This is a genomic window from Peribacillus sp. FSL M8-0224 (assembly GCF_038003055.1).
GTDB lineage: Bacteria > Bacillota > Bacilli > Bacillales > DSM-1321 > Peribacillus > Peribacillus frigoritolerans.
On the sequence record NZ_JBBOOJ010000001.1, the window covers coordinates 5,703,390 to 5,716,318 of the forward strand.

The following is a 12,929-nucleotide window of genomic DNA, read 5'->3' on the forward strand; positions in this document are numbered from 1 at the left end:
GTTATCCTTTACGTATGGGGTTTTTTGTATGCAACATCTTTGGACGGCGTTTCATCATCATAAGTGGCATTCGCACTATCAGGTCTTTCCACTCACTTAAGCGATAAGGAACGGCTGGACTCAAGTAAGGCACACCAAAGCTTTTTAATTTCACTAAATGACTGACCATTAAAAGAAAAAAGAGAATGACCCCGTATAATCCAAATGTAGCAGCACAAATCATAGCTGGAAAACGCAGAATCCGTAATGTAATCCCAATACTATAGTGCGGAATGGAAAATGATGAAATGGCGGTTAAGGCTACTACAATGACCAAAACAGGGCTAACGATCCCTGCCTGCACAGCAGCTTCCCCAATGATTAAACCGCCGACAATTCCCATTGCGGGACCGATTGGCTTAGGCAATCGCAGTCCTGCTTCCCTCAAAATTTCGATGGCTATTTCCATGAATAATGCTTCGATAAGTGCCGGGAACGGAACCCCGGACCTGGTTCCGATAATGGAGATGGCCAGTTTGGTCGGAATCAACCCTGAATGAAATGAGATGAAAGCTATATACAAAGACGGTGTAAAAAGAGCCAGAATAGCTGCGAGGTAACGAAGCATACGAATGAATGTGCCAGGAATCCACCTTTCATAATAATCTTCCGGTGATTGCAACATCATGCTCAATGTAACCGGAACGATCAAAGCGAATGGCGTCCCATCTAACAAGATGGCCACTCGACCTTCCATCAAAGCAGCGATCACCCGATCAGGACGCTCTGTATTCTGTACCTGCGGAAAAGGACTAAGGTAATTATCTTCGATAAGTTGCTCTACATAACCTGATTCCGGCACACTATCGATATCAATTTTCTTAATTCGATTTTCCACCTCTTGCACCAATTCGGGATCAACAATATCTTTTATGTAAGCGACAACCAAATCTTTTTTTGAACGCTTTCCTACTTGGAATTTTACTAACGATAAATTCTCAATTTCACCACTGCACCTTAAAAAGGATGTATTATCACTCAATGATTCAGTGAAACCGACCCGTGGACCTCTGACTAATGCCTCTGATACCGGTTCCTCGATCGCCCTTGTTTTATGTTTTGCAGTTCCTAGGATCAGCGCATCCAATGATCCATCAATTAAAAGGGCGGCAGAACCTGTTAGCACTTTAGATGCTAACTCTTTAATGGAACGGACAGCTTCTATTTCACTAATGGATAACACTTCATTTTTTATGAATTCTTTTGAAATGCTTCCCTTGAGGTAGGGAAGGTTCTGTTTATATTCTGCTGAAAAATCAACCATCAATGATGGCATGATATGCTGATCAATGAGATCTTTATCCGATAGTCCATCCACAAAAATGATAACTGACCGTATACCGGTTCGCCCTAGATTAAATTCCCGAAAATGGACATCCCAATTATGGCCAATTTCTTGCTTGATACATTCAAGATTGAAAGGAAGATTATCGGTAAACTGACACGGTGTATCTTGTGAGGTATTTGCTTGTTCTTTGTCTTTATCGGTACCTTTTCCTTTATTACCAATCTTTGATAGCCACTCTTTCATCATCATCACTCATCCTTTGAGGTGCGAAGCAAATTAAACAATTTGCTGATTAGATACGGAATAACAAACACAATGAAAGCTTGTATAAAAACCTGCCATTCTGGAAGGTAGGAAACAATCGTTTTCCACATTTTCATCACCCTATACTTGTCTCAGATAGCAGCTGAAATTCCTTTATTTCTCAAATAGTATTAATATCTTCTGTGTTTATTATGCAATGAACTTAAAAGCCATTAGCCGAATTTTGCATCAATTTATACTTCACATTTACCTTGTGGAAAAAGTGATTTTAATCTAGTAGAGGAGAAATCGATGTCTGGGACTTATTCGAATGGCTCATTGATTATAGTGAGCTTTTATGAACATAGGCTTTACTTCTTTGAATGGGGGATGACTTATGATCAAGATTTGAAATATAATTTTAAAAATATCAAGATCAAATTGAAATGATGTTCGAAATAACATATACTGAAAATTGAGAATTATTTGTAAATATTATCCGATTTTGGGAAATATCTGCATTAATCAACTTAGAATAAGAGATCCGAATCGCAACCCGGAACATATTATCGAATTGTAAAGCCTGGTGAAAAAAGGACGGAATGAATGAGAATATTATCTTTCGGTTAAGTTTTTCTTTATTTTTTAAAGTGATTTCAAAGGAGTGGAAAATGATGAATATATGGACAAGCTGCACACTGAGTTCAATTCTGGCACTTTCCTTATTAGCACCTTCCGTGTCTTTTGCTAATGAAAACTCAAATCATGAAGCCGCTGTGAGTAAGGAGACTGCCAGTCAGTATTCAATATTAAAGAAAGTAAATAAACCGGAAGAAGCGGGATTTTCGTCTGAAAAGCTGGAAAAAGTGGATCAGCTCATTGAAATGGAAGTGACGGCCGGTTTCCCCGGTGCTGCCTTGATTGTCATAAAGGACGGAAAGATCGTTAAAAATGAAAGCTACGGGTACAAACAGAAGTTTAATGAACATACACCTCTTAAGAAGTTCCGAAAAATGGAAAATGACACGTTATTTGACCTTGCTTCAAACACGAAGATGTATGCAACCAATTTTGCCATTCAGAAATTAGTCAGCGAAGGCAAGCTGGATACCCAGGCAAGAGTGCAGCAATACATTCCTGAATTCAAAGACACGGAGGAGGATGTGATCAAAGGAAAGGACAATCTGAGGGTTATTGATGTTCTGCATCATACTGCAGGGTTTAGACCCGATCCGCAATACCATAATCCAAAGGTTTCGAAAGAACTTTATTCCCAGGAGCGGGATAAAACCATCGAGTTCATTTCCAAGACACCGCTGACATATGTACCTGGAACACAGAATGTCTACAGTGATGTCGATTATATGCTGCTTGGTGCCATTGTTGAAGAAATAACGGGTCAGCAGCTTGATGTCTATGTTGAAAATGAATTGTACAAGCCGCTTGGGTTGAAAAATACTAAGTTCAATCCTCTGCGAAAGGGCTTTAAGCCAAAGGATTTTGCCGCAACCGAATTGCTTGGCAACACCCGGGATGGCGTGATAGATTTCCCTAACATTCGCACATACACACTTCAAGGGGAAGTGCATGATGAAAAAGCCTTTTATTCGATGGGGGGCGTTTCAGGGCATGCCGGCCTTTTCTCCAATACGAAAGATATGGCCGTCCTTCTGCAGGTGATGCTGAATGGCGGGGGATACGGTAAACATACGTTGTTTGATCAAAAAACAATCGATGAATTCGTCGCACCTTCCGAGATGAATCCTACATATGGTCTTGGGTGGAGACGGAATGGCGATGCTAGCATGGAGTGGATGTTCAGTCCTCATGCAAGCCACAGTGCCTACGGTCATACTGGATGGACCGGGACGGTCACGATCATTGATCCGGAAATAGATTTAGGGATCGTTTTACTTACTAATAAAAAGCACTCTCCGCTCGTCAATCCTGTAGCCAATTCCAATCAGTTTTTTGGCGACCTCTTCAAAACAGGAAGCTATGGAAGTGTTGTAACTGCGATTTATGAAGCATTGGAAACGAATGAATAAATGGATATCTCCATAAAATCTAAGGCCTCCCATTAATGTCGGGAGGCCTTTTTTCTTGTTCTATCAGAATGTCTGGAAGCTTTATTCTATACAGTTTGGGCAAGAATCAGGTTTTTATATGCGCCGTCTTGATGGAGCAAATTATCATGTGCACCTTGTTCGATGATTTCCCCATTTTGTACAACGATGATGCGATCGGCATGTTTAATTGTCGCTAATCTATGTGCAATGACAAGTGTAGTCAGATTTATCGAGAGTCGCTCCAATGCTTTCTGCACGGCTTTTTCGGTCTCGGTGTCCAGAGCTGAAGTGGCTTCATCAAGGATTAATATCGGCGGGTTCTTCAGGAATATACGAGCGATCGAGACACGCTGCTTTTGCCCTCCCGATAATTTCACTCCACGTTCTCCAATCAACGTTTCCAAGCCTTCGGGCAATTGTTCGATCAAGTCATTTAATTGAGCATCTTCAATGGCTTGGTACAATTGGGCTTCGGTTGCCTCGGTATTGCCGTACATGATGTTATCCCGAATCGTTCCATCAAATAAAAACACATCTTGTTGTACGATCCCGATATGTTTTCTTAATGAAGTCAATTTGTAGTCCCTGATATCAATGCCATCAATTTTAATACTGCCTGACTGGATATCGTAGAAGCGGGGCAGCAGGCTGCATAATGTTGTTTTACCACCACCTGAAGCACCTACCAATGCTATCGTGTTACCTGCCGTTACTGAAAATGAGATATCTTTTAGGATCGTTCTGTCCGCTTCATAGCCAAAAGAAACATTCTCGAAAACGACATCACCTTTTACGGAATCAACTTTGATTGCGTCCTTGACATCATGGATATCCGGGAACATATCAACCAATTCCAGGTATCTTTTAAACCCTGCATAACCCTTCGGCAAGGTTTCCAGAATCGAGCTGATTTGTTTGATGGGTGCTATGAAAATATTGGAAAGCATGATGAATGCCACGAATTCCCCATAGGTCATTTTTCCATGGATGACATACCAAGCCCCGCAGCCCAGCACGGTTAAGGCGACCAATTTCATGAGAATGAAATTCATCGACGTACTCCACGCCATGATTTTATAAGCCATGAGCTTTGTCAGGCGGAATTCTGAGTTGCTGCGATTGAATAGCTGGATTTCATGAGCCTCTTTAGTAAAGGATTGGACAACACGGATGCCGCTAATATTGTTTTCGATCCGGGCATTATAGTTCGCGATATCACCAAACATCCTTTTGAACGCCCTTGTCATTTTACGGCTGAAATAAACGGATAAGACTATTAAAAAGGGAACAACCGTAAATACGATAATGGCTAATTGCCAATTAATTTGGAACATGACGAAGAAGGCGCCAAAAATGGTCATGAACGCTATGAATAAATCCTCTGGACCATGGTGTGCGATTTCCCCGATGTCCATTAAATCATTCGTCATCTTGGATACTAAATGCCCTGTAGAGGTGGCGTTACACCTGTAAAGCTTGCTTTGGCCGGCTCGGCCATTACATCCTTGCTTAGCTCACTATCTACGGCAGTAGGGATTAAATTCAATATTTCAAAGGATATAAGCTATTGGTTTGCTGGGGGAGTTTCAAGTGTGCAGCCGCAGCATATTCTATTTACGCTTCCATTTATATTGGCTGGACTATTGTTAGCTTTAGCGCTTTCCCGTTCTATTTCCATTCTCAGCCTAGGTGAAGAAGTGGCAAAAGGTCTTGGACAAAATACAGGCATAGTGAAACTGATAGGAACGATTGTAGTGTTGTTGCTGACGGGGGCTGCAGTATCGATAGCGGGAATGATAGGATTCATAGGTTTGGTCATCCCCCACATTACAAGGTTTTTGGTAGGGAATGATTATCGACTGATCATTCCATGTTCTGCAATATTGGGTGGCGTTCTATTGATTGTGGCCGATATCGTCGGGCGGATGGTGAATGCCCCGTTCGAGACGCCTGTTGGAGCGATAACGGCCGTTATCGGCGTCCCCTTTTTCCTTTATTTAGCACGTAAGGAAGGGAGGGGATTATGATGCCCAAGCATTCAGACCCAAAAGAGGGAATGTTCAAGAAGCTGCTTTTATTAACTAGCGTTTTAACCGTCATAGTCTTTTTCATTAGTATTAATGCAGGCTACATTAAGATTCCGTTGATTGACGTCATAAGCACATTATCGGGAAATGGCACTGCTCAAAACGAATTGACGATGTTGGAATTTCGTTTACCACGAATCGTTTTAGCTATTCTCGTTGGTATGGGAATCGCCATTTCAGGGGCCATTTTGCAAGGCATCTCTCAAAATCCCCTAGCTGACCCTGGGATCCTTGGCATCAATGCAGGAGCAGGGTTCACAGTTGTACTATATATGTTCTTCTTCCAAGGCACTGCATTTTTCAATGGATGGTCATCGGTATTCATCATGCCTTTCACTGCTTTAGTGGGTTCATTCCTTGCCGCTTTTTTAATTTATGCACTATCTTGGAAAAAAGGGCAGGTGACGCCTGCGAGACTATTATTGGTAGGCATAGGAATTAATGCAGCTTTCGGTGCAGGTCTGGTCATCTTCCAGATGAAAATGGAACCGAACAATTTCATGAAGGCATTAATCTGGTTATCCGGGACGATCTGGGGGACGAATTGGACCTTTGTATGGGCGTTATTGCCGTGGTTGGTCGTATTGATTCCTCTAGCGATTTATAAATCCAAAGTATTGGATGTTTTGCGCTTGGGTGACCCGATTGCCATTGGAGTTGGTGTACAGATAGAAAAGGAACGCAGGCTTTTATTGCTGATTTCAGTCGCATTGGCAGGTGTATGCGTTTCGGTGGGCGGAGGCATTACGTTCTTAGGCCTGATCGCCCCGCATATAGCCAGGAGATTAGTTGGGGCGAGACATGCAAAACTACTGCCACTGACTGCAATCTTAGGTTCCTTATTGCTGTTATCTGCCGATACATTAGGAAGAGTCATCATGGCACCGATGGAATTGCCGGTGGGGATTATCGTTTCGATTTTAGGAGCGCCGTATTTTATCTACTTACTCGTGAAAAACATTTAATTATAGTTTTCAGAAAAAAGCCCATTTTCCAGGACGCTAGTGAAGATGGGCTTTTTTGCAGGAATGGTTGTTCCTTAGAAAGGATATAGATGATGGCTGTACGGCTGCTTTCGGGAGTGATGAATCATCCCCTAAAAGAACTATTTTAAAAAATATATTGACCGAACAGCTTGTATCCGCTTACAATGATATTTAGTTATTAGTGTATTTAGAAAATTGTAAAAGAGGTACCTGCATGACAAAGGAATTCGACAGAAGAATTGGGCGCCATGCAATCATGTACGCGTTTGCGGACGAAGAGGAAGAAGTCATATTGACGAATGAACTTAAGCGGATGGATTGGCTTTATGGAAAAGGTAAAGTCGGTTCAATGGAGCTGCAGAAAATAGTTGCGGCCATTGAGACATCAGCGAAAAGACTTGGATTGGTCAATCCCGATATGTATCGTGAAATGCATGCGCTGTATCATGCGATCATCGAAGCACTCCAAGGAGTGACACGCGGCCAAGTCGAGCTTGGCGGTCTTTTGAGGACTGCGGGCCTTCGGTTTGCAATCGTTCGGGGCAGGCCGTTTAAAAACGGGGCCGAAGGTGAATGGATTGCTGTCGCCGTGTATGGAACGATTGGAGCACCGGTTCGGGGATTTGAACATGAAGCCGTCGGCTTGGGAATTAACCACATTTAAATAATTAAAAGCCTATAGTTATTTAGTGAAATAGGGGGCTGTATTGATAGACTGGATAAGTCTGTCAATATGGCCTCCTTTTGTGTGTTTTAAAAAAGAATAGGGGTGCAGGAAATGATTATGTTAACGGGTCAAACTTTAACGATTGAAGAAGCGAAAAAAGTATTGTATGGAGAAGCATTTGTCTCTGCTTCAGCCGAGAGTGTTAAGAAAGTGGAAAAAAGCCGCGAAGCGGTTGAAAATATCGTGAAACAAAAGAAAGTCGTCTATGGCATCACAACAGGCTTTGGAAAGTTCAGCGATGTTTTGATTGATGCAGAGGACGCAGAGCAGCTACAGTGGAATTTAATTCATTCCCATGCGTGCGGAGTCGGGGAACCATTTCCAGAGGTGGTTTCGAGAGCTATGGTCCTTCTCCGTGCCAACGCGCTATTAAAAGGGTTTTCCGGCGTCCGTCCTATCGTCATTGAACGTTTGATCGATCTTTTGAATGCTCATATCCACCCGGTCATCCCTCAGCAAGGTTCTCTTGGGGCAAGCGGGGACCTGGCGCCGCTTTCGCATTTGGCGCTAGTATTGATGGGAGAAGGGGAAGTGTTTTATAAAGGAGAGCGAATGGAGGCCATCGCAGCTTTATCGAAAGAAGGCATTCTTCCAGTGACACTTAAAGCAAAAGAAGGTCTTGCGTTAATTAACGGAACACAGGCCATGACGGGGATGGGCCTCGTAAATTATATTGAAGCCGAACAGCTGGCCCATCAAACTGAAGCGATTGCTTCACTGACTTTAGAGGGATTACGCGGCATTGAAGATGCCTTTGATCCGGATGTTCATCTAGCACGCGGTTACCGCCAGCAAACAGAGGTCGCTGAACGGATTAGCCGCATGATCAGCGGCAGCCAGCTCATCACCAAGCAAGGAGAATTGCGGGTTCAGGATGCTTATTCCCTCCGCTGCATCCCGCAAGTGCATGGGGCGTCATGGCAAACTCTTGATTATGTAAAAGAAAAATTGGAAATTGAAATGAATGCCGCGACGGATAATCCGCTTATTTTTGACGATGGGGAAAAGGTTATTTCAGGGGGGAACTTCCATGGCCAGCCGATTGCATTTGCGATGGACTTCATGAAAATCGCTGTTGCCGAGCTTGCGAATATTTCAGAGCGCCGGATTGAGCGACTCGTCAATCCTCAGCTGAATGATTTACCGCCATTCTTGAGTCCGTCACCTGGCTTGCAGTCTGGAGCGATGATCATGCAATATTGTGCAGCTTCCCTAGTCTCTGAGAATAAAACACTCGCACATCCTGCAAGTGTTGATTCCATTCCATCTTCAGCGAACCAGGAAGACCATGTAAGTATGGGAACGATTGGGTCACGGCACGCACATCAAATCATTCAAAATGTTCGCCGTGTTTTGGCGATTGAGCTCATTTGTGCCTTACAAGCGGTTGAATACCGTGGAATAGAGAAGATGGCCCCGTTTACAAAAGAGTTTTATACGGAAGCAAGAAAGCTCATTCCAAGCATTACACAAGATCGTATCTTTTCAAAGGATATTGAAGCAACGGCAAGCTGGTTACTGCAAATTGACTGGAATTCATTTATTCATAGGAGTTTACCTACAACTTAATATGAAGCTCGGAATACCCGAATGAACGTTAGGCTTATAGCCCTATGACTTGGGTTTTAAGCCTAACATCTTTATGTAAATGCTACATAGATCCCAGAAATCCAAAAAAGGTCTAAGCATTAGAGAAAATGACCTTGAAATAGTAATATATGCAGGAAATGACTATTGATGGAATGATCGACTTTACCTATTCGTGCTAGATTAAATATGCATTTTTGGAGGGGAATCTAATTTGGAAAATCGGCAATTGCAACCACCTGTCATAAATGAAAAAAACCAGCCTTCAAATACTTTACAAAGGAAGCTAAAAGCACGCCACCTTACGATGATTTCGCTGGGCGGTGCAATTGGAACAGGGCTGTTTCTCGGAAGCGGGCCAGCCATTCACTCTGCAGGGCCTGGCGGTGCTTTGGTCGCTTACACCGTAATAGGCATAATGGTTTATTTCATTATGACAAGCCTTGGAGAACTGGCATCATTTATGCCGGTCAGCGGCGCTTTCAGTACCTATGCTACACGTTTCATCGACCCGGCATTAGGGTTTGCGCTTGGTTGGAACTATTGGTTCACATGGGCAATGACTCTTGCCGCGGAACTATCTGCCGCAACGATGGTTATGAAGTTTTGGTTTCCTGACAGCTCGTCTTTTTTATGGAGTTCTTTGTTTTTAGTTTTGATATTCTTATTGAATTACGTATCCGTTAAAGGATATGGCGAAGGGGAATATTGGTTTTCCCTCATCAAAGTGGCGACCATCATCATTTTCATTGTTGTCGGAATATTGATGATATTCGGGATCATGAACGGAGAGGCGATTGGTTTTAAAAACTTCACAGTAGGTGACGCTCCGTTTGCCGGTGGTTTTTTGGCAACATTGGGTATTTTCATTGCTGCTGGATTTTCTTTTCAAGGTACAGAAATAGTCGGTGTTGCAGCCGGTGAAAGTGAAGACCCGGCAAAAAATGTACCACGTGCAGTTCGCAGCATTTTTTGGAGAATCTTCCTCTTTTATATCCTGGCCATATTGGTTATCGGATTGATCGTTCCTTATACGAATGGCAGTCTGCAGGGACACACGATCATGGTTAGCCCATTTACGATGGTGTTTGAAAAAGTGGGACTGGCATTCGCTGCTTCCGTGATGAATGCCATCATTTTGACAGCCGTATTATCCGCAGGTAATTCGAGTCTTTACGTGACAAGCCGAATGTTGTACTCCATGGCAAAAGAAGGGCTGGCACCGCGTATTTTTGGCAAGCTTAACAAACGCGGCGTTCCCATTTGGGGATTGGTTGTCACTTCACTTGTAGGGATGTTGGCCTTTTTTGCTTCCATTTTCGGTGATGGAGTCATTTATATTTGGCTTATGAATGCGGTTGGAGTCACTGGATTTATATTTTGGCTCGGTATAGCGGCAAGCCATTACCGGTTTAGAAAAGCTTATATTGCTCAAGGGCATTCACTGGACGATCTTCCCTATAAATCAAAATGGTTTCCTTTCGGGCCGATATTTTCCTTTGCCCTTTGTTTCTTCGTATTATTGGCGCAAAACTATCAAGCCTTTATTGGCGATGACATTAACTGGGCCAGTGTGTTCGCTGCCTATCTTGGCATCCCGTTCTTTTTGGTAATGTGGCTTGGTTATAAGTTCATAAAGAAAACGAAAGTAACTCCGCTAGAGGAATGCCAAATCGATTTTGATGAACATAGGAATGCTAAATAGTTTGTATCGATGATATGCATGAACCTTGAAATGAAATGGTTGTTTCAAGGTTTTTTTTCTGTATATGTGACACATTTTCAAATATGGCTGCATAAAACATACCAATAAAAAAATGTGTGAAATCCCAACCTTGCCATGTGATTTTTAAGCGGAAAAGCACCTTTCCCACTTTTTGGATGATTTTAGAATTAAAAAAAACTGAAAAAAAATTGCGGCCGATGTTGGGAGTTTATGATTATAGGAAGTCGAAGTGTTGGTATATCAAGGTTTTTGGAGTCTTCCGTAACCTTTAGAATCGATGGGGAAAATGGGCTTTTTAGGCAAGAATTCCGTCCCGCATCATTTGAACTTATATTCATTCTTTGTTAAGGTAATGAAGTACTTTAGGGATACAGGTTCATTCCGTGTGTTGGGACTGGACAAAACTCTAAAATAAAAAACCATTATATTTCAGTTGGTATATGCTGTGCCTGTTAGTTTCCTCAGTTGTATTGCACCTCTTTTCCCTGCAAAGCTCATTAGACCTATTGGGAATCCCATAATCATATTTCTATGCGTTTTGGTGTTATACTGCACTGCAAGTATCATTCCACCTGGTAAAGGAAATGAAGTACTTTAGAGGGTAGTCGTAAGTCCATCATCAGGACAAAACTCTAAGTGGAAATCGTTTATATTACAGTTGGTATATGTTGTGCCTGCTAGTTTCCTCAGTTGTGATTGCACCTCTTTTTTCCTACTTGAAATGCTCAATTTATCACACAAAATATAATCCAAGTAAAGAATTGCTTCTTGGGAATAATAAATATAGATTATTTTTCTATACACGTATGCCCTGTGCCACTAAATAAGTGTCACTTCCGCTTTTTTGAAGGGGTAGAATTTCGGTTATTTCAAGATACTTGTGCATTAATAATCATCACTCGCATAAAACGGGGGAATTCAGCAAAACTGAATATCATATGGGCAACTATTAGAATGAGGTGACTTGATGAAGCCGTATGTAGAAGTCAGAAATGTCTCGAAAATTTTTGGCAAATCTCCAAAAGCAGCAACAGACTTATTGAAGCAAGGCAAATCGAAAAAGGAAATCTTGAAAGAAACGGGACAAACGGTCGGAGTGAATAATGTTAATTTCGAGATTTATCCCGGCGAAATTTTTGTCATCATGGGCCTATCCGGAAGCGGGAAATCAACTTTAATCCGCATGTTCAATCGTTTGATCGATCCCACTTTGGGGGAAATCTTAATTGATGACGAAGATATCGTGAAGATGAATGCTTCCCGGTTAAGGGAAGTCAGACAAAAGAAAATAAGCATGGTATTTCAGAACTTTGCTTTATTCCCGCATAAAACGATATTGGAAAACGCTGAATTCGGGCTCGAAATTCAAAAAGTAGATCCAGCGAAACGTCATGAAAATGCGATGAAGGCTCTTGAGGCCGTTGGATTGAAAGGCTACGAAAATCAGCTGCCATCACAGCTTAGCGGCGGTATGCAGCAGAGGGTTGGGTTAGCCCGGGCACTCGCCAGTGATACGGATATCCTACTGATGGATGAAGCGTTCAGTGCCCTTGATCCATTGATTCGTAAGGATATGCAGGATGAACTGATTCAAATCCAAGATCAATACAAAAAAACGATCATTTTCATTACCCATGATCTTGATGAAGCATTAAGAATCGGGGATAGAATTGCCCTTATGAAAGATGGAAGCGTCATTCAATTGGGTACCCCTGAACAAATCATGATGAATCCAGCCAATGAATTCGTCGAGAAGTTTGTGGAAGATGTTGATCTATCAAAAGTATTGACAGCGTCTCATGTGATGATACGCCCAGAGAAGATTGCGGTGGACAGAGGCCCGAGGGTTGCCTTGGAAATCATGCGCAAACAAGGGTATTCCAGCATTTTCGTTGTGGATAGGAAGCAGAAGTTATTGGGGGCCGTGACTGCTGAACAGGCACGTCAGGCAATGAGTAATAACCAATCGATTTCTGAAGTGATGACAACTGATATCCCAACTGTAAAAGAGGATGAATTACTTGGAAACCTCATGGATGTGATGGCGACTTCAAGCTTGCCGATCTCAGTGATTGATGATCAGAACAGAATTAAAGGAATTCTTCTTCGCGGTGCCGTCATCGGTGCTTTGGCCGGAAATAAAGATTCCTTGAATGAAATGGAGAGTGAATAATTCA

7 protein-coding genes and 2 pseudogenes are annotated in these 12,929 nt (G+C 42.3%); 7 read left to right on the forward strand and 2 right to left on the reverse strand.

From position 1 onward, the window contains the following. Position 1: 1 nt before the first annotated feature. Complete coding sequence (locus tag MKX49_RS27825; protein WP_406594458.1) at positions 2 to 1,570, reverse strand: spore germination protein; 1,569 nt, start codon at positions 1,568 to 1,570, stop codon at positions 2 to 4. A gap of 674 nt (positions 1,571 to 2,244) precedes the next feature. Here MKX49_RS27825 and pbp4b point away from each other — a divergent pair. Beyond that, a complete protein-coding gene (pbp4b, locus tag MKX49_RS27830; protein ID WP_340878624.1) occupies positions 2,245 to 3,618 on the forward strand; it encodes a penicillin binding protein PBP4B in 1,374 nt (457 codons plus the stop codon). Positions 3,619 to 3,704: 86 nt separating this feature from the next. On the opposite strand, the pseudogene MKX49_RS27835 reads toward pbp4b, so the two are convergent. Continuing rightward, a pseudogene (locus MKX49_RS27835) lies at positions 3,705 to 5,090 on the reverse strand (ABC transporter ATP-binding protein); the annotation flags it as partial. Between MKX49_RS27835 and MKX49_RS27840 the strand changes: the two are divergent. The 6 genes and pseudogenes from MKX49_RS27840 to MKX49_RS27865 form a co-directional block, all read left to right on the forward strand. Continuing rightward, positions 5,091 to 5,666, forward strand: a pseudogene (locus tag MKX49_RS27840) (FecCD family ABC transporter permease); the annotation flags it as partial. It lies immediately after the preceding pseudogene. Continuing rightward, positions 5,663 to 6,691, forward strand: a complete 1,029-nt coding sequence (locus MKX49_RS27845) for a FecCD family ABC transporter permease (RefSeq protein WP_340878412.1) — start codon at positions 5,663 to 5,665, stop codon at positions 6,689 to 6,691. The pseudogene MKX49_RS27840 and the gene MKX49_RS27845, both read left to right, overlap by 4 nt. Before the next feature lie 235 nt (positions 6,692 to 6,926). Next, a complete protein-coding gene (gene hutP, locus MKX49_RS27850) occupies positions 6,927 to 7,376 on the forward strand; it encodes a hut operon transcriptional regulator HutP (RefSeq protein WP_054398152.1) in 450 nt (149 codons plus the stop codon). 114 nt (positions 7,377 to 7,490) lie between these two features. Then, the gene (gene hutH, locus MKX49_RS27855) at positions 7,491 to 9,008 is read left to right on the forward strand and encodes a histidine ammonia-lyase (RefSeq protein WP_034306584.1); all 1,518 of its coding nucleotides are present in this window, start codon (positions 7,491 to 7,493) and stop codon (positions 9,006 to 9,008) included. A gap of 325 nt (positions 9,009 to 9,333) precedes the next feature. Next, positions 9,334 to 10,731 (forward strand): amino acid permease, encoded by a 1,398-nt coding sequence (locus MKX49_RS27860; protein WP_081088805.1) that lies wholly within the window; start codon positions 9,334 to 9,336, stop codon positions 10,729 to 10,731. Between the two features lie 988 nt (positions 10,732 to 11,719). After that, complete coding sequence (locus MKX49_RS27865; protein ID WP_340878413.1) at positions 11,720 to 12,925, forward strand: quaternary amine ABC transporter ATP-binding protein; 1,206 nt, start codon at positions 11,720 to 11,722, stop codon at positions 12,923 to 12,925. Positions 12,926 to 12,929 lie beyond the last annotated feature (4 nt).

Bases quoted from the DNA above. Each gene is read 5' to 3' on its own strand.
- MKX49_RS27865 (WP_340878413.1), top strand. From the start codon at position 11,720: ATGAAGCCGTATGTAGAAGTCAGAAATGTCTCGAAAATTTTTGGCAAA.
- pbp4b (WP_340878624.1), top strand. From the start codon at position 2,245: ATGAATATATGGACAAGCTGCACACTGAGTTCAATTCTGGCACTTTCC.
- hutH (WP_034306584.1), top strand. From the start codon at position 7,491: ATGATTATGTTAACGGGTCAAACTTTAACGATTGAAGAAGCGAAAAAA.
- MKX49_RS27825 (WP_406594458.1), bottom strand. From the start codon at position 1,570: ATGAAAGAGTGGCTATCAAAGATTGGTAATAAAGGAAAAGGTACCGAT.
- MKX49_RS27845 (WP_340878412.1), top strand. From the start codon at position 5,663: ATGATGCCCAAGCATTCAGACCCAAAAGAGGGAATGTTCAAGAAGCTG.
- MKX49_RS27860 (WP_081088805.1), top strand. From the start codon at position 9,334: ATGATTTCGCTGGGCGGTGCAATTGGAACAGGGCTGTTTCTCGGAAGC.
- hutP (WP_054398152.1), top strand. From the start codon at position 6,927: ATGACAAAGGAATTCGACAGAAGAATTGGGCGCCATGCAATCATGTAC.